The organism is Leclercia sp. M-A074-M (genome assembly GCF_965195605.1).
Lineage (GTDB): Bacteria > Pseudomonadota > Gammaproteobacteria > Enterobacterales > Enterobacteriaceae > Enterobacter.
In genome coordinates, this window is record NZ_CBDAHM010000004.1 from 168347 (window position 1) to 185464 (window position 17118).

Consider the following 17118-nt stretch of genomic DNA (forward strand, 5'->3'; position numbering starts at 1 on the left):
ACAAACCAGGATAACGAGAGATGTCGCAGAACAAAATTGCCCACAAAGTACAAAACCTCCAGTCATCGGCGATCAGAGAACTATTAAAACACAGCAAGATGGAAGGGGTGATTTCACTCGGCGGGGGCATTCCCAATCCGGATCTTTTCGATCGCGAAGGGCTGGAAATGGCAATGGAAAAGGTGCTCTCCAGCACCTGGAAGGATGCTTTTCAGTACGGTCTGAGCGAAGGTAGCCCGGAGCTGCGCGGCGAAATCTGCCAGCTGCTGTGCGGCAGGGGGATCCGCTGCGGTATCGACGAGGTGGTCGTCACATCCGGTTCCCAGCAGTCACTGGATATTCTGGCGCGCGCGCTGATCAATCCGGGCGACATTGTTGTCGTTGAACGTCCAACCTATCTCGCGGCCCTGCAGGTTCTGCAGCTCGCAGAGGCTAACCTGTTGTCGGTGGGTACCGACGGCGAAGGGATGATCGTTGATGAGCTCGAAGCGCTGGTTAAGACTACGCCGATCAAAGCGGTCTACATCGTACCGACGTTTGGCAACCCAGGCGGGGTTACGTTGACAGAGCAGCGCCGCAGGCAGTTGGTGGAATTAGCGCAGCGCTACGATTTTGTGATTATCGAAGACGATCCCTACGGCGAAATCAATTTTACCGACAACACCTTCACGCCATTAAAAGCCTGGGCGGCAGAGATGGGGTGCAGCGATAACGTGATTTACACCTCGACCTTTTCAAAAATCCTCGCGCCAGGGGCAAGGGTAGGCTGGTTAGTGCTGCCAGACTGGGTGAAGCGTCAGGTGGTGATCCTCAAGCAAGCCACCGATTTACACACCAGCACATTGTCGCAGTCGCTCACTTATCACTATCTCACCACGGGACGACTGGCGGGACAAATCGCGCTGATCCGTGACGCCTATAAACATAAATGCGAGATCCTCTGCCAGGCGGTGGAGCGCGACCTGGGCGATCACCTGACGTTCCACAAACCGATGGGTGGCATGTTCCTGTGGGCGAAATTCAAATATGAGATGAATACTACCGAGTGGCTGAAAAAGACCCTCAACAACGGCGTGGTCTACGTGCCAGGGGAGTTCTTCTACTGTAACGAGCCGGATCACAACACGCTGCGCATGTCCTACGTCAGCGTCACGGATGAAAATCTGCAAGAGGCGGTCGCACGGTTGAAAGCCTCCTTATAAGGGGCGCGGAAGTAAAACGGGTGGCGAAGGCCACCCGAATCATTGACTTAGCTGCGGATAAAATCGAGTAAGTCTTTGTTGATCGTATCAGGGTGCGTGGTGTGCATCCCGTGAGGATAGCCTGGATAAACTTTCAGCGTGCTGTTGCTGATAAGTTCATCCTGAAGCAGGCTGGCATTCTTATAAGGCACCACCTGATCGTCATCACCCTGCAAAATAAGCACCGGCACGGTGATCGCTTTCAGATCGTCGGTCTGGTCCGTCTCGGAAAAGGCTTTAATGCCTTCATAGTGCGCTTTCGCACTGCCAATCATCCCTTGCCGCCACCAGTTCTGAATAGTCCCTTGGGATATTTCAGCCCCCGTTCGGTTGAAGCCGTAGAAGGGGCCCGTCGCCACGTCGAGATAAAATTGCGCCCGGTTTGCGGCCAGCGCTTTACGGAATCCATCAAAAACCTCCAACGGTGTACCGCCTGGATTTTCCGGCGTTTTCACCATTAATGGCGGTACGGCGCTGATTAATACCGCTTTCGCCACGCGCCCCTGCGGTTGACCGTATTTCGCCACATAGCGCGCAACCTGTCCGCCGCCGGTGGAGTGACCAACATGGACAACGTTACGCAGATCCAGATGTTCCACAACGGCAGACACATCGGCGGCGTAGTGATCCATATCGTGTCCATCGCTGACCTGACTTGAGCGGCCATGACCACGACGGTCGGAGGCAATAACGCGGAAACCTTCAGCTAAAAAGAACAACAGCTGGTTATCCCAGTCGTCAGCGCTTAATGGCCAGCCGTGGTGGAAGAAAATGGGCTGTGCATCTTTAGGACCCCAATCTTTATAGAAGATACTGACATCATCGTTGGTGGTAACAAATGACATGATAGACCTCTCGGGGAATAAAAGAACCTGAGTGAAGTGGGCTGCGTCCGCAGTTAAAGACGTACAGCCGCTAAGAAGTCTAGTTGAGAAGATTAACGATTGCTTCCTCCTAACGAAAACGCATGCGTTCTGCGCAGTCGGCTGAGGCTAAACAACACTGAAGCGACAGACGCAGCAACTGCGACCCACAGGGCGAAATGGACAGCCCGTTCATTTAACGTCTGGCCGGCTACCGGCGATATGAGGGTCAGCAGGATACCTACAACAGCGGCGCCCAGGCACTGCCCGAAAGTTCGGGCAATGGATAATACCCCGGATGCATAGCTTGCCTGTTCGCGAGCAACATTCGACAACATTTCCCGGTTGTTAGGACTTTGAAAACATCCAAATCCGATTCCGCAAACCAGGCTACGCAGGCAGATATCCCATACGGAAGGCGAGGCGGGCAGCATCGCCAGCAGGATCAACCCCACAACAAAGATGGCCAGCCCAAGAGTCGAGATCAGCGGCGCAGAAACCGTGTCTGCCCAGCGGCCGGCGTGGGGCGCGATCAGCACAATACCTATCGGCCAGGGCACGAACAGCAGCGCGGATACAACAGGGCTGTAGCCATATACGCTCTGAAACAGGAAAGGCAACGCAACAAAGGTGATCCCCTGGCTGACAAAAGAGGCCAGTGACGTTAATGCCGCGAGGGTGAAACGTCCGTTCTTGAATATAACGGGCGGCAGTATGGGCGCCCTGGCGCGGCGAATATGCCAGATAAACAGCATCGTGCTGAACAGGGCGAGAAGTCCCCAGCAGACCGCCACCTGGTGAAGGCTGTTCGCCGCCATAATCATTGCTCCCAAAAGGGTCGCTGACAGCAGCGCGCCAGGAAGGTCAAACGCAGTTTTGCCGGACGTTGTTTTTCCGGGTAGCGCCCTGAAAGCCAGCAACAGGGCTAAGGTTCCCGGAAGTATGTTAATGGCAAACAACCATTGCCAGCTCAGGGTATCCAGTATCGTGCCGCCCAGCACCGGGCCAATGGCGGTGCTGGATGCTATAAGCAGGGCATGCAGACCCAGCACGCGGCCAAGCAGTCGTCCCGGGAAAACGCCGCGCAGGATCGCCGGAGCAATACTTAACGTCGCCGCGCCGCCGATCCCCTGCATAATACGCATTGCCACAAGCATTTCTGGGGTAGTTGCCAGTGCGCAGCCCAGTGAGGTCAGCGTAAAGGTGGCGAGCCCCGACAGAAAAATGGGGCGAGTGCCATAGATCGTCGCGAGGGAGGCGAAAATCATCAACGTCATTGCCGCAGAGAGCAGATAACCGTTGGCGAACCAGACCGCGTAGCTTGCAGGCACCTGCATCGCTTGCGCCATAGAGGGCAGGGCAATGTTGATCATGGTGCCATCAAACACCCCCATCAGGGTGGTCACCATTACGGCGATCATCACCCGGGCGCGCGCCGGGCCAGGCAGCCCCTCATCACCGGGTTGGTTTGAAAATAGCGTCATCATCTGAACTCCTTAAGGGGGTTTTAATGACGAAACTATAAGCACGAGGTATATAAGGCGGAAGACGCATGGTTTACACTTAATCATTGCACCGAACGCCTTATCTGAGGTTTATTATGTCCGATCCCGATTTTAACCTGTTGGTCGCCCTCGACATTCTGCTGGCAGAAGCGAGCGTGGCCGGTGCTGCACGGCGCTTAAACCTGAGTGCATCTGCCATGAGCCGCACGCTCAACAGGCTGCGCGAGGTGACAGGCGATCCGATTCTGGTGCGGGCCGGACGAAATATGGTGCTGACCCCCTGGGCAGAAGCCTCCCGGGATCGCGCCAGAAATGCGGTTCAGGAGGCGAGGGCAGTGTTGCAGCCGTCAATGGAGACGCTCAGGCTGGAAAGTCTGGCGCGCCTGTTCACTATCCGGGCCAACGATGGATTTGTCGTCGCGTTTGGCCCGGCGCTGATTGCCGCGGTGGCGGAGGCCGCCCCGGATGTCTGTCTCCGTTTTGCGCCCAAGCCTGAAAAAACGTCGCGCTATCTGCGCGAGGGTCTGGTCGATCTGGAGATTGGCGTCCAGGGCAATATGGGGCCGGAAATTCGCCTGCAGCGACTTTTTCAGGACCGGTTTGTCGGCGCCGTGCGGAAGACGCATCCGCTGGCATCGTTACCGGAAATCAGCGTAAAGGATTATGTTGCCTGGGGCCATGTGGTGGCCGCGCCCAATGGATCATTACATGGGTTTGTGGATGATGCACTGGCGGAGTCAGGTTTGTCCCGTAAGGTGGCAAGCGTGGTGCCTGGCTTTCCGACGGCGTTGTCCGTGGCGCTGGCATCGGATCTTATCGCCATGGTTCCGGCGTTGTATTTGCAAAACCCGCAGATGACAGAGCAACTGCATGTATTCGAACTGCCGTTCAAGACCCGTGCCATCACGGTGTCGCAGATGTGGCATCCGAGAATGGAAAGAGATCCCGGTCATCGATGGCTGAGAGAAAAAGTGCTTGAGGTGTGTCGGAGTGTACGGTGATGAATGAGAAGTTGAGGCGAGGGGATAAAGCTGGGCGCGTAATACGAGGCCCGGTACGTCTGCGTTGCTGCCATAGATCGCATTTAACATAATATACATTATGCGCACTAACATGGTGATAGCAAAATTATAATGTCCGGTCTGGGCAGTTCACAGTAAGATTCAGCATCGATGGATTCCGATGATGGCACATTCAGCTGTGTTTTTCGTTTTGGATTTTGTCGACCGGCGTTTGACCACTCAGATGGTCGCGCAGCGGCTGGGTATCTCCGATCGTCAGTGCAGATGCCTTCTGTCGCGTTACCGTGAAACTGGCCCACCAGGTATGGCTAACGCCTGATGGTCTTGCCCGGTACGCACTCAATATTATCCGAGAACGCTATACCGACTTCGGGCCGACGCTTGCAGGTGAAAAACTCGCAGAACTGCACGATGTTCACCTGTCCAAAGAAACGGTCCGGTCGCTATTCAGGGTTTATCCCCCGGATGAATACCAGAAGATATCCCCCTACAACTTCATGTTATACAGGACCCTATTGCCTTTATCGCATCATCAGTTGTCCGGTCTCTGTGCCCGGTGTATCCGATCGCGGATCTTATCGACTGATGCTTTGATGTCAGCAACTGCATCCGCATCCATTCCAAGGGTATCCACAATACAGCGCGTGATATTGCTGGCCTCAATTTTCAGTGTGTCCCCCTTCTCTGTCAGATGAATAAGCACTTCACGTTCATCCTTCGGATTGCGTGTCCGTGTGATCAACCCCGCGCTCTCCAGCCGCTTAAGTAAAGGCGTGAGCGTGCTGGACTCAAGGAAGAGTATTCCACTCAGCTCCTTCACGGTGCGTCCATCCTGATTCCACAACGTGATCATCACCAGGTACTGGGGATAGGTTAATCCCAGCTTATCGAGCATTGGGCGATAGAGCTGCGTAAACGCATGTCCCGCGGAGTATAGCGAGAAGCAGAGCATGCCGTGCACATCCGGGAGTAAATCCCCGGTATTTATCTCTTTAGTCATATGTCCTCCAGTCCCTCTAAAATAATTTGTGTACGATTTAATTGCAAGCGATTGACAACAACAAAAATCAGTGCCAGATTAATTCATACACAAACAAATCGTGCACAAATCAATTGCGCAGCAACATACAACCCATAACAGGAGAACAATATGTCCACATTCACAACGACAGACGGGACTGGCATTTTTTATAAAGACTGGGGTTCAGGTCAGCCAGTCCTCTTTGCTCACGGATGGCCGTTATCGTCAGACGCCTGGGATCAGCAGATGCTCTTCTTCAGCCAGAATGGCTTCAGAGTCATCGCTCATGACCGGCGCAGCCACGGGCGTTCGGACCAGACATTCCATGGCAACAATATGGATCGGTATGCTGACGATCTGGCCGAACTTATTGAAGCACTGGATCTGAAGGACCTGATTTTAGTAGGCCATTCCACAGGGGGTGGCGAAGTTGCACATTATATCGGTCGTCATGGTACTTCCCGTGTAGCTAAAGTTGTTTTGGTTGGCGCAGTACCTCCTCAGATGCTCCGGACGGATGCTAACCCCGACGGCACTCCGCTGGAGGTATTTGATGCCATTCGCGAAGGAACGGCTAAAAACCGTGCTCAGTTCTTCTTCGACCTGACCATTCCATTCTATGGCTTCAATCGCGACCATGTACCAACCAATGACGGGCTGCGGGAAAACTTTCGCAGGATCGGGCTGCAGGGAGGTATTAAAGGACAATATGACTGCATCCATGAGTTCTCCGAGGTCGACTACACACGCGATCTGCAGCAGATTGATCGCCCTACTCTGATTATTCATGGTGACGATGACCAGATTGTGCCCATTAAGGCATCAGCACACCGCGCCGCTGAGATCGTTGCGCACGCCACACTGAAGATATATGCCGGCGGCTCACATGGTCTGGCTGAGACAGAGGCCGACCGCTTTAATGCTGACGTACTGGGCTTTATTCGCGGCTAACGAGGTGGCCTGTTCCATACAGGCCACATCCATCATACGCATACCTCATCAACTGAGTTAAAGGGAAACTATCATGTCTAAATTTGCTGCCTCCCTCGCTATTGCTACCGCTCTGCTGTCTGCCAGTGCTTTCGCCGAAACCGCAAAGCCGACTGTTGTCCTGGTTCATGGAGCCTTTGCTGACTCATCTAGCTGGAATGATGTCACCCGTATCCTGCAAAAAGATGGGTATAACGTCGTTGCAGCGGCTAATCCGCTGCGCAGTGTTTCGACTGATGCGGCTTACGTCTCTTCTGTTGTGAGCAATATTAAAGGACCTGTGGTACTTGTCGGACATTCCTATGGCGGCCAGGTAATAACGAACGCAGCCCGGGAAACGAAAAATGTTAAATCACTGGTTTATGTCGCCGCATTTGCTCCTGACGCGGGTGAAGCTGCCGCTGAACTGGCGGGGAAATTCCCCGGAGGCACGCTTGGCGAGGCGCTTTCCACGCCGGTTAAGCTGGCTGATGGTAATGTCGATCTGTCCATTGAGCAGTCGAAGTTCCACCAGCAATTCGCTCATGACGTGTCAGCTGAAAAAGCTGCGCTGATGGCGGCAGGACAACGACCCGTGACCGAAGCAGCATTAACTGAAAAATCGGGAGCCCCCGCCTGGAAAACAGTGCCCTCTTACTTCATTTATGGTGATGGCGACAAAAATATCCCTGCCCAAAGTTTGCGTTTTATGGCTGAACGCGCGGGATCAAAGCACACCGTGGTGATCAAAGGGGCATCTCATGTCGTGATGGTTTCTCATCCTCAGGACGTAGCCACACTTATTGAGGAAGCCGCGAAATAAATGTCTCTGTCCTCTCTTTGACGCCCTTCCCCGTCAGAGGCACTGTCCCGGACTTTTTACTGCGGTGCAACCGCCGGGGTATACAGTGTCTGCTGCCTTCGAAATAAACAGAAGAGAGATCGTCCGCCTGCGGTAAAGGCGGGCGTTTTCTCTATCTTCGCGAACGAGTCCCCATTTTTAAAAATGGATACGGTTCTTTATCTGACAAGCCCCGACAGAAACAGATATCAGTGTCCAGACAGGCGGGTAATTTCTGCTTATCCTATACTCAGCTAAAGAATATTGTGGTGTAGATGAAAATATCAAAAACGCGCATAAGTCGTTGAGGTTCTATGAAATTCCCCGGCATACCGGAAAATGAAGAAGAAAGACTAAAGTCGCTTTATCTCGCAGACCTGCTTGATACCAGAGACGATGAGCGTTTTGATCGTCTTACCCGGCTTGCCAGGCGAATCTTTCAGGTACCTGTGGTCCTGATAAGCCTGCTGGATCGCGAGCGACAATGGTTGATTGCATGCGAGGGTCTCGGTGTCCGGGAAACGCCACGTAATATCTCATTCTGTGGGCATGCCATTTTGCAGGATGGCGCTTTTATCGTTAACGATGCATCTGTTGATGAGCGTTTTCATGATAATCCCCTGGTCACCGGTGAACCTTACATCAGATTTTACGCTGGCTATCCGGTGCATCTCCCTGACGGAGAAGTGGCAGGTACGCTTTGCCTCATTCATACCATCCCCCGCAGCTTTAACGACGAGGATATTGCTTCACTCAAGGATCTGGCTTTCATTGTTGAGGATGAATTTCAGGTCATCGGCATGGCGATGACCGACAGTCTGACCGGAATAGCGAATCGGCGGGGTTTTTACCGGACAGGAGAAAAACGGTTTCGCACCCTCACTGAGCGTAATACACCGTTCAGTCTTATCTTTTTTGATCTGGATAAATTCAAACCTATCAATGATCTTTGGGGGCATGCTGAAGGCGATGAGGTTCTGAAAGTCTTCTCAGGACTGTTGTTTCAGTTCCTCAATCCCGGCGATATTGCCGGCCGGCTGGGTGGGGACGAATTCGCCGTGCTCATTACCACCCGGAGTTCTACGGAAGCTTTTTTGCATGCGCTTCGTAGGGGGGTGGACAATTACAACGAAAAATCATGTAAACCCTATAACATCAATTACTCTTCTGGCGTTCTGCACAATGATCAGGGCCACTATTCGTCGCTTGACGAAATGATCAAAAAGAGTGACGAAGTGATGTACTCAGTGAAGCGCAGAAGACAGCTTTAAAAGGAGCGCTTTGCGCAGCAATCTTTAAGGTACCGTCGCAGCCACCGCTCTTCTTAACGTAACTGGCAATCAGCCTCACTTTACCGATGCATATCAGAGTGATAATGAGATATGCTGGTTTATCATGGAAAAATCTTAGCTGAACGCTGAATTACATCGCTAATCAAAGGGTTAAAAATGAAAAAAACAATCCCAGAATATACGCCTGTTGACTTATCTCGTTGGGCCAGGAAGGAACATTTTGCAGTATTTCAGTCTTTTGCTCAGAGCACCATCAACCAGACTGTTAATTTAGACATCACCGATCTGCTGAAACATATTAAAGATGTTGGCTGGAAGTTTTACCCTACTATCATCTCCATCATTTCTGAGGTGGTAAACAGGCATACCGAGTTTCGTATGGCTATGAAGGACGATGAGCTGGTTATATGGAAGGAAGTTTATCCGAGCTACACCATTTTCCATAATGAAACGGAGACATTCTCATCAATATGGAGTTATTACGATGGCAATATGGCGCACTTCCAAAAAACCTATTCTGAGGACGTTGCACGCTATGGAAATAACCTTTCTTACTGGCCTAAGGGCGAGTCACCGGACAATATATTTTTCGTATCGGCTATTCCCTGGGCAACGTTTACCAGTTTCAATGTCAACGTTGCAAACATGAAGAACTTTTTCGCGCCCATGTTCACCTTTGGCAAATACTACGAACAGGATGGAAAGACCTTGTTGCCGCTCGCCGTTCAGGTCCATCATTCCGTTTGCGATGGTTTCCATCTGGCAAGACTGTTCAATGAAATACAAGAGATAATGAGCGACTTACCGCACCGCGCTTAAACGGGCCGCTTCTGTAGTTAAGCGAGGAACGGGTCCAGGCGATGACGATTATGTTAATGCTCTGCCCGCTTCCTGCCTTCCTCACCACAATCAACCATCTGCGCCTGGCATATGACAAAAAAAACCGCAAGCAGTTACCCGCTTGCGGCGACAGGCTCAGCAATGATGTGTTGATCAGGCAGCTTTAACTGCTCTGATTTTTTTACTGCCACCTTCATCTGACGCTGCTTTCTCTGCTGCTGTTGCGGCATTAAGATCGGGAAGTTTGCTGGTACGCAGAATATGCTGCACGGCCTCTTTCTGCTCGGCGAAATAGAGCCCCAGATTTTCAGCCTGCGTTTCATCCATCTGCATGTCACTTTGCAACAGCCAGTCGGTGAACGCTTCTGCGAGGTCGAGCAGTTTGTCGTGAGCGTCAGCCTCTTTCTTACTGGCAAATGTCATTTTCTCTTCACCTTTTCTTACGACAACATATTTTGTTTCAACAGCCATTATGCACCCCCTATACTGTAATTATATACAGTATAACACTTCCCGGTTTGTGTTGCAGCCAAAAATGCGCTGGGTAAACCTGCTTAATATGTTCGGGGGCGGCCCCCCTTCAATTACAACGCCTTATCGGTAAAGAGCGGTACGTTACAGGACGTCGCAACGTGGTCCAGATAGCCGCTCAGGTAGTCCGGATACGGGAACGCTTTCACAATTGTCAGCGAGTTCAGCACCGGGAAAAGGTAAAAATCGGTGATGCTTATCGGGTGTCTGGCACGCAGATAAGGCTCGATTTTAGCCAGTTCATCCACCAGCGTATCGATACAGGCCTGACTATTGGCCAGTAATGCCTCCAGATCGCCAAACGCTTTTATCTCACGCTGGGTATAGGCTTCGCGTGCGGCTGGGGTGGACAACTCTTGAAAATCTGCCCGCGTAAAACGTGGGATCGCCAGGTTAAAGACGGTGCGCGTGTTCTCTTTGCACCAGGCCTCAATCAGGGGATCGCATTCACCTTTAATCACCGGCTTGCCGTCAAGCTGATCGACATAATGGACGATATCCATGCTTTCCGGCATGTAAGCGCCCTCTTCTTTTTGCAGGATCGGCACGACCTTTCTGCCCACCATACAGGTTGGCGTTTCGACATCCCCTTCCATTATTACGCCCAGCTCGAAGGGCACCTTTTTAAGACCAAAGATCATTCTCGCGCGGATACAGAACGGGCAATGCTCATATACATAGAGTTTCATAGCGCTCTCTTTCTTTATACAGTTGTATGAGGGAGGAATGACCTGACAGGATCGGGCAAATCGGGTCAGGGTTACCAGTCTAACTTTAGTAGGTTGAAGTCAGCTGAAAATCAATCTTGTAATCAGTACAATAGATGTAACCACAATGTTAATGAGATATACATATGAAGTTATTTTCCACTCAACGTACAGATGTCTGGCTGCTGACGCCCGACCTGGCAGAAAGATTCCAGCTTTTCCTGCTGGAAAATCGCTCACATTTCGCGCCCTTTGAACCATTGCGTAATGAAGACTATTTCACACTGGATAGCGTGTCCCAACGGATTGCGAGTGCGCAGAAAGATTATGAAGCAAGAAAATGTCTGCAAATCGTTTTCACGTTAAAAGGTGAAAATAACATCATCGGCAGCATTAATTTCACCAATTTTATCTTTGGGGTTTTCCAGGCGTGCTATCTCGGTTTCTCTCTCGATCACGCTCATCAGGGGAAAGGACTCATGCAAGAGGCGCTTAAAGACTCTCTGGATTATGTACAGATGCATTACGGCTTTCACCGGATTATGGCAAACCATCTTCCTGATAACGCGCGCAGCAGTAAAACGCTTGCCAGCCTCGGGTTTGTCAAAGAGGGCTATGCCCACTCCTACCTCAAGATAAACGGGATCTGGCAGGACCATGTCCTCAATTCCCTTGTTCTGCCAGAAGCGGAGTCAATGTCCTGAATCGCGGTGTTACGCTGGCCGGACCTTGTTCACGAACCACATTCCGGCCAGCATCGACAACACAAACAGCACTCCCTTCCCTGCGCCCGCACCCAGTAAGACCAGCGCCGGTCCGGGACAAATACCCGCCAGCCCCCAACCCAGACCGAACAGAACAGCGCCCATCAGCAGCGCGCGGTCTACGGTGTTATTCTCCGGCAGCCGGATCGGCGCCCCGCAAAACGACGTTTGTTTGCCTTTAGCTAACCTGAAGCCGACTGTCCCCACCGCAATCGCCCCGAGCATCACGAAGGCAAGAGAGGGATCCCAGGGCTGAGAGAGATCCAGAAAGCCAAGCACCTTCTCCGGATTTGCCATCCCGCTTATCAGCAAACCCACGCCAAAAATCAGGCCACACAGAAACGCGGCAATGACCATTAACATATCTCCTCCTTAACCGAGCCAGAAACCGGTCAGCGTTGCGGTAATAATACCGACCGCCATAAAGGTCAGCGTGGCCGCCAGGGAACGTCTGGAAAAACGCGACAGTCCGCAGACGCCGTGCCCACTGGTACACCCGGATCCCAGACGCGTCCCGGCGCCCACCAGCAGGCCCGCCACAATAATCAGTGGCCACGAGGTTTGAACCGTTATCTCAGGTAAGGGAAAGAAAAGGCTGAACAGCAGAGGTGAACCGATAAGACCGGCTAAAAAGGCTATCCGCCACCCCTCGTTACGGGTCTGTTTCGTCAGCATCCCCGCCATAATGCCGCTGATCCCGGCGATTCGTCCGCAGAAATGAATCAGCAGTATGGCGGCAAGCCCGATTAACATCCCCCCCGCGAGGCTACTCAACGGCGTAAAGTGAGCGAAATCAACGATCATGATCGGTACCTTTCTGTGGGCAATAGAGGTCATATAAGGTGTTGAGCAGCGTGAAGATCCGCGGATCCTCAATCCGGTAGAAAATCTGTTTACCTGTACGTCGGGTCTCCACCAGCTTTAAACGCCGCAATACGCCCAGCTGCTGGGACAGGGTGGGCTGACGGATCCCCACCGCCTCTTCAAGCTGCGCGACGTTCGCTTCCCCCTGGCTTAACTGACACATCAACAACAGTCTGTCCGCATTGGACAAACCGCGCAAAAGCTCCGCAGCCCCCAGTGCCGCCTGTTTCATTGCATCCTGAATATCGCTATTCGTAGTCACGATATGCACCCATAAATATACATATTTATATAATGTATTTTAGTATATTGTAAGCCGGGCCGCATAGCAAAAAAAACCGGCAGATGGCTGCCGGCATTTTTTTCTCCCCCATCTGGCCTGACCTTATAATTTCAGCTCAGGCACCAGCGCTTTTTTATCCGACATACAGCTTTGCCACGCTCTGCCCGGTTCGCCATTATCCAGCACCGACGAGGTACGATATTCTACGGTGCGGGTACGCTGATCGGGCCCCACATAGTCGAGGGTCGTCCAGCGGGTGTCGGCGTCTTTGCCCTCGGCGGTGAGTTCGATAGTCTGGTTTTTCACAATCTCGGCGCACTCTTTCGCCGCGGCCTCGACTTTACGAAACTTCTTCTCTTCGGGTGAAGTGCCCTCACCGGACATGGACATACAGCCGGTGAAGAGTAAACAGGCAAGGGTTAGAAGGCTGATTTTTTGCAGCATCACGCAGTCCTTAGTCATGAACAGGTTACTGCAAAAGCGTAGCTTATACGGCTACGCTCTTCCTGCGATCAGCATTTCCGTATCACGCTTTAACAACCGACACGCCCTGCCCAACCACGGCCTCAACCCAGCGACTGTCGGTATCCGGTTCAACTACTACGGTGTTAATGAGTGAAAGCTCGCCAATCAGGAAGGGTGAAGCGGTATTTATCTTCTCCGGCGACGCCAGCACCACCGTTTCGGCGGCCCTGCCGGAAAATGCACGCTTGATGCACGCTTCTTCATAATCACCGGTGGTTAACCCTGCTTCCGGGTGAATACCGGTTACTCCCATGAAAAAGAGATCTGCATGGATACGTTCGATACCCTCAATCGCGGCGGCTCCCACCGTGACGATAGAGTGGCGAAACAAACGCCCGCCAATCAGGATCACCTCAACCCGGGGATGGTCCACCAGCGCCAGCGCAATACCGGGACTGTGGGTGACCGCCGTAAAGGAGAGATCCGCCGGCAAGCAGCGAACCAGCTCGGTCGTGGTCGTCCCGCCATCAATCATCACCACCTGTCCCGGCAAGATAAGCTCAACCCCCTTCTGCGCCACCCGCTTTTTGGCGTCGATGCCAAGGTGGCTGCGCTCGGCAAAGCTGGATACCGCCTTAGATGCCGGCAGCGCGCCGCCATGCACCCGCTGTAAACGCCCCTCGGCTGCCAGCTCGCGCAGATCCCGGCGAATGGTATCTTCGGACACCTGAAATTCGATGCTGAGGGTTTTAGAGAGCACCTCCCCTTCGGTATTCAGTTTTTCAAGGATCAGTTGTTTGCGTTGACGGGTGAGCATGAGAGATTCCTGAGGCTGCATGTTTGATCTTGATATTGCACGAATGTGCAGACTATGATGGTCAATCTACCTATTCAGGAGGCATCGTGCAATCAACTCGTGCAGAAGTACGCATTCTCGACAGCAAAACGCTGTCAGATGACTGGTACACACTCAAAAAATATACCTTCGATTTGCGTCGTCGCAACGGGGAGTGGCAGCGTCAGAACCGCGAAGCCTACGACCGGGGAAACGGCGCAACCATCCTGCTCTATAACCGCGAAAAAAAAACGGTGATCCTCACCCGCCAGTTTCGCTTTCCGGTCTATATAAATGGTCACGACGGTTATCTGATCGAAACCGCCGCAGGCCTGCTTGATAACATGGCCCCGGAAAAGCGCATCAAAGCCGAAGTGGAAGAAGAGACTGGCTACCAGATTGACCAGGTGGAGAAGGTGTTCGAAGCCTTTATGAGCCCCGGCTCCGTCACCGAGAAGCTCTACTTCTACATCGCGGAATATCACTCTGGGGATCGCACCGGCGCAGGGGGCGGTATCGAGGCCGAAGGTGAAGATATCGAAGTGCTGGAATGGCCGATAGAACAGGCGCTCCAGGCCATTGATGATGGCACTATCGTCGACGGCAAAACCATCATGCTGCTCTACCACGTCGCTCTGAAGAAGATCGTCTAACATCCGCGCACCGACAGAAAGGGATTTCTGTCATGTCTGAAACCTAATCATCTACACTTCAGAAAAGAGCAAACTGGAGATGCCCGCATGACCGACTGGAACCCTGGCCTGTATCTGCAATATGGCGCGGAACGCACCCGCCCCGCCTTAGAGTTGCTGTCCCGGATTGCGCTGGATAACGTTACCGATGTGGTCGATCTCGGCTGCGGACCGGGCAACAGCACGGCGCTGTTGCAGCAGCGCTGGCCCACGGCGCAGATAACCGGCGTCGATACCTCGCCCGCCATGCTCGCAGAAGCCAGAGCCACCCTGCCAGGCTGTCGGTTTATTGAGGCGGATATTCGCCACTACCGTCCCGAACGCACCCTGAGCGTGGTTTACGCCAATGCTTCCTTACAGTGGGTAGAGAATCACTATGAGCTGCTGCCGCATCTGGTCTCAATGCTGAAACTGCACGGCGTACTGGCTATCCAGATGCCGGATAACGACCTGGAGCCCACCCACGTGCTGATGCGTGAGGTGGCGTTTGAACAGGATTATCCGGATCGCGGCCGGACAGCGCTCCCCGGCGTCCATGCCTATTACGATATCCTGACCGAGGCAGGCTGCGAGGTGGATATCTGGCGTACGACCTATTATCACCAGATGGCCTCCCACCAGGCGATCGTCGACTGGGTAAGCGCCACCGGCCTGCGTCCGTGGCTTCAGGATCTCAATGAGAGTGAGCAGCAGCGCTATCTGCATCGCTATCATCAGCTGCTGGAGGAGCAGTATCCACTCCAGGAAAACGGGCAGATACTGCTGGCCTTTCCGCGGCTGTTTATCATCGCCCGACGCGCACCGTAGCTACGCTTTTGCCTCTTTCAGTAGCTGCTGGATCACCTGCTCCTGCTTGTCAGTATTCCCTTCGCCGAAAGAGGCGTAACGCAGTTGCCCTTTGGCATCGAAGAAGTAGTGTGCAGGCCAGTAGCGATTGCCAAAGGCGGTCCAGATTTTATAGTTATTGTCAGTCACCACCCGGTACGGCAGCTGCCATTTGTTAATGGCTTTTTGCACCGAGGCCAGCGGTTTCTCCCACGGATACTCCGGGGTATGGACGCCGATCACCACCAGACCCTGTGACGAATATTTGTTGGCCCAGTCGCGAACGTACGGCAGCGAGTGCTGACAGTTAATGCAGTCCCAGGTCCAGAAGTCGATCAGCACCACTTTGCCTTTTAACGACGCCGGGCTGACCGGCTCGCCGTTGAGCCATCCGGTACCACCTTCCAGAGAGGGCATCGCGCTGGTGGTGACCGGCTGTGCCACCGGCTGAAGGGTCGGCGGAGTCTGGCTCCCTGGCGCCAGTTGCAGCAGCGTTTTCTCCAGCCGGTCGGCCAGCCCGTTTGCCCCCTGAAAGAGGCTGTTCAGACCAAACGCCGTAAACGCAACGGACATCAGCATCATCACCCCCGCGGTTTTTCGCAGCCCCTCCATCAGACCCGATTTGGCTTTCAGGCGGGCGATAAGCGCCTGCCCACTGAAGCCAAGCAGCGCGAGCATTACTGCACAGCCGCTGCCATACGCTGCCAGCAGGCTGTCGGTGGCAATCGGGCTATGACCCGCGAGACTCAGGCTGAGAATGGCCCCTAACACCGGTCCGGCGCAGGGCGACCACAGCAGCCCGACCGCCAGCCCGGCGAGCACCGCCGAGGCTAAGCCGCGGGTAGAGTTGCTCCGGGAATTGATCATATTGCCGAGGCGTAACGCTGGCCCGGCGATACGCTGCGCTAAAGATGGGAAGATCAACGCCAGGGCGGCGAGACTCAGCAGCACCAGCGCCACCCAGCGTCCCACGATGGTGGCGCTCACCACCCAGTCGCTGGCGACGGCGATCAGGCTGGCGACCAGGGTAAACATCATCACCATACCGCACAGCATAGCGACAAGCTGACGCCGCTGGCCGCGGAATCCGGCGAACAGCAGAGGAATAACGGGAAGCGTGCAGGGGCTGAGCAGACTGACCATGCCGCCTAAAAATGCGATCACAAGAAACATAAACACCTCACTTACCAGTTGATAGTGAGGCCATTACAGCGTGGGGATGTGTTTGCGGTGTGTTGAGGGATAGGGTTTTTTGTCAGGTGATGTATGGGCGTTGAGCGGAGATACATTGCGGTACAATTGGCGTGATGAAGGGTACGGGTATACATATGGCTACCGAGGTGGTTCCGTTCACCTTACGTTCCTTGCTCCTCTGGTACAAAGGAACCGGTGAACGTGCCAGGGGGGCTCGCCGCCTCCCCCCTGGCTACCCCGGCTCCCGGCAAAGAAAATCGCCGCGTTGCGGTGCCTTCGGCTTATTCCCTCCGGCTTTCGGGTCGGGGGCGATCCTACATCCATGTAGGTCGCCCCCTCTCGGCGCGTCCATGCGTCTCGCCCC

At 53.5% G+C, this 17118-nt stretch carries 20 protein-coding genes and 1 pseudogene; 10 read left to right on the forward strand and 11 right to left on the reverse strand.

Annotation, left to right across the window (positions count from 1 at the left end; genetic code table 11):
* The first annotated feature begins 20 nt into the window (after positions 1–20).
* A complete protein-coding gene (locus ACOKCT_RS10385; protein WP_214421960.1) occupies positions 21–1202 on the forward strand; it encodes a PLP-dependent aminotransferase family protein in 1182 nt (393 codons plus the stop codon).
* Between the two features lie 47 nt (positions 1203–1249).
* Here ACOKCT_RS10385 and ACOKCT_RS10390 read toward each other — a convergent pair whose 3' ends face one another.
* Both ACOKCT_RS10390 and ACOKCT_RS10395 read right to left on the reverse strand, forming a co-directional pair.
* The gene (locus tag ACOKCT_RS10390; RefSeq protein ID WP_156654477.1) at positions 1250–2086 is read right to left on the reverse strand and encodes an alpha/beta fold hydrolase; all 837 of its coding nucleotides are present in this window, start codon (positions 2084–2086) and stop codon (positions 1250–1252) included.
* A 92-nt stretch (positions 2087–2178) separates the two neighbouring features.
* Positions 2179–3588: an MFS transporter gene (locus ACOKCT_RS10395; protein WP_420193513.1), complete on the reverse strand. Its 1410-nt coding sequence runs from the start codon at positions 3586–3588 to the stop codon at positions 2179–2181.
* Positions 3589–3704: 116 nt separating this feature from the next.
* On the opposite strand from ACOKCT_RS10395, the gene ACOKCT_RS10400 reads away from it, so the two are divergent.
* Both ACOKCT_RS10400 and ACOKCT_RS10405 read left to right on the forward strand, forming a co-directional pair.
* Positions 3705–4610 (forward strand): LysR family transcriptional regulator, encoded by a 906-nt coding sequence (locus ACOKCT_RS10400; protein ID WP_420193451.1) that lies wholly within the window; start codon positions 3705–3707, stop codon positions 4608–4610.
* Between the two features lie 181 nt (positions 4611–4791).
* Positions 4792–5074 (forward strand): annotated as a pseudogene (locus tag ACOKCT_RS10405) (helix-turn-helix domain-containing protein); the annotation flags it as partial.
* An 89-nt stretch (positions 5075–5163) separates the two neighbouring features.
* Here the strand turns inward: ACOKCT_RS10405 and ACOKCT_RS10410 are convergent.
* Entirely contained in the window at positions 5164–5631 is a 468-nt protein-coding gene (locus ACOKCT_RS10410) for a MarR family winged helix-turn-helix transcriptional regulator (RefSeq protein ID WP_159338911.1), read from the reverse strand.
* Between the two features lie 150 nt (positions 5632–5781).
* On the opposite strand from ACOKCT_RS10410, the gene ACOKCT_RS10415 reads away from it, so the two are divergent.
* The 4 genes from ACOKCT_RS10415 to catA all read left to right on the forward strand — a co-directional run bounded on the left by ACOKCT_RS10415 (position 5782) and on the right by catA (position 9573).
* Positions 5782–6603, forward strand: coding sequence for an alpha/beta fold hydrolase (locus tag ACOKCT_RS10415; protein WP_156654474.1), 822 nt, complete (start codon positions 5782–5784; stop codon positions 6601–6603).
* A 73-nt stretch (positions 6604–6676) separates the two neighbouring features.
* Complete coding sequence (locus ACOKCT_RS10420; RefSeq protein WP_159338912.1) at positions 6677–7444, forward strand: alpha/beta fold hydrolase; 768 nt, start codon at positions 6677–6679, stop codon at positions 7442–7444.
* A gap of 332 nt (positions 7445–7776) precedes the next feature.
* A complete protein-coding gene (locus tag ACOKCT_RS10425; protein WP_420193452.1) occupies positions 7777–8733 on the forward strand; it encodes a sensor domain-containing diguanylate cyclase in 957 nt (318 codons plus the stop codon).
* Between the two features lie 177 nt (positions 8734–8910).
* Positions 8911–9573, forward strand: coding sequence for a type A chloramphenicol O-acetyltransferase (gene catA, locus ACOKCT_RS10430; RefSeq protein WP_103179593.1), 663 nt, complete (start codon positions 8911–8913; stop codon positions 9571–9573).
* Between the two features lie 174 nt (positions 9574–9747).
* Here catA and ACOKCT_RS10435 read toward each other — a convergent pair whose 3' ends face one another.
* Positions 9748–10065 carry a YebG family protein gene (locus ACOKCT_RS10435; protein WP_420193453.1) on the reverse strand — a complete coding sequence of 106 codons (318 nt, stop codon included), beginning with the start codon at positions 10063–10065 and terminating at the stop codon, positions 9748–9750.
* Between the two features lie 113 nt (positions 10066–10178).
* The gene (grxB, locus tag ACOKCT_RS10440) at positions 10179–10814 is read right to left on the reverse strand and encodes a glutaredoxin 2 (protein WP_420193454.1); all 636 of its coding nucleotides are present in this window, start codon (positions 10812–10814) and stop codon (positions 10179–10181) included.
* Positions 10815–10978: 164 nt separating this feature from the next.
* On the opposite strand from grxB, the gene ACOKCT_RS10445 reads away from it, so the two are divergent.
* Positions 10979–11536, forward strand: coding sequence for a GNAT family N-acetyltransferase (locus tag ACOKCT_RS10445; RefSeq protein WP_420193455.1), 558 nt, complete (start codon positions 10979–10981; stop codon positions 11534–11536).
* A gap of 9 nt (positions 11537–11545) precedes the next feature.
* Here ACOKCT_RS10445 and ACOKCT_RS10450 read toward each other — a convergent pair whose 3' ends face one another.
* The 5 genes from ACOKCT_RS10450 to ACOKCT_RS10470 form a co-directional block, all read right to left on the reverse strand.
* Complete coding sequence (locus ACOKCT_RS10450) at positions 11546–11959, reverse strand: DUF6691 family protein (protein ID WP_420193456.1); 414 nt, start codon at positions 11957–11959, stop codon at positions 11546–11548.
* A gap of 9 nt (positions 11960–11968) precedes the next feature.
* Positions 11969–12400: a YeeE/YedE family protein gene (locus tag ACOKCT_RS10455; RefSeq protein ID WP_420193457.1), complete on the reverse strand. Its 432-nt coding sequence runs from the start codon at positions 12398–12400 to the stop codon at positions 11969–11971.
* Positions 12390–12692, reverse strand: a complete 303-nt coding sequence (locus tag ACOKCT_RS10460) for a metalloregulator ArsR/SmtB family transcription factor (RefSeq protein ID WP_420193514.1) — start codon at positions 12690–12692, stop codon at positions 12390–12392. The genes ACOKCT_RS10455 and ACOKCT_RS10460 overlap by 11 nt, the downstream gene beginning before the upstream one ends.
* A gap of 153 nt (positions 12693–12845) precedes the next feature.
* Entirely contained in the window at positions 12846–13205 is a 360-nt protein-coding gene (locus tag ACOKCT_RS10465; protein ID WP_139156342.1) for a hypothetical protein, read from the reverse strand.
* 64 nt (positions 13206–13269) lie between these two features.
* Positions 13270–14025, reverse strand: coding sequence for a DeoR/GlpR family DNA-binding transcription regulator (locus tag ACOKCT_RS10470; RefSeq protein ID WP_420193458.1), 756 nt, complete (start codon positions 14023–14025; stop codon positions 13270–13272).
* A gap of 86 nt (positions 14026–14111) precedes the next feature.
* Here ACOKCT_RS10470 and ACOKCT_RS10475 point away from each other — a divergent pair, with 86 nt between their 5' ends.
* The gene (locus tag ACOKCT_RS10475) at positions 14112–14696 is read left to right on the forward strand and encodes an NUDIX domain-containing protein (RefSeq protein WP_420193459.1); all 585 of its coding nucleotides are present in this window, start codon (positions 14112–14114) and stop codon (positions 14694–14696) included.
* Between the two features lie 87 nt (positions 14697–14783).
* Positions 14784–15542: a trans-aconitate 2-methyltransferase gene (tam, locus tag ACOKCT_RS10480; protein ID WP_156654468.1), complete on the forward strand. Its 759-nt coding sequence runs from the start codon at positions 14784–14786 to the stop codon at positions 15540–15542.
* On the opposite strand, the gene ACOKCT_RS10485 is transcribed toward tam, so the two are convergent.
* Positions 15543–16733: a cytochrome c biogenesis protein/redoxin gene (locus ACOKCT_RS10485; RefSeq protein WP_420193460.1), complete on the reverse strand. Its 1191-nt coding sequence runs from the start codon at positions 16731–16733 to the stop codon at positions 15543–15545.
* Positions 16734–17118: the final 385 nt, after the last annotated feature.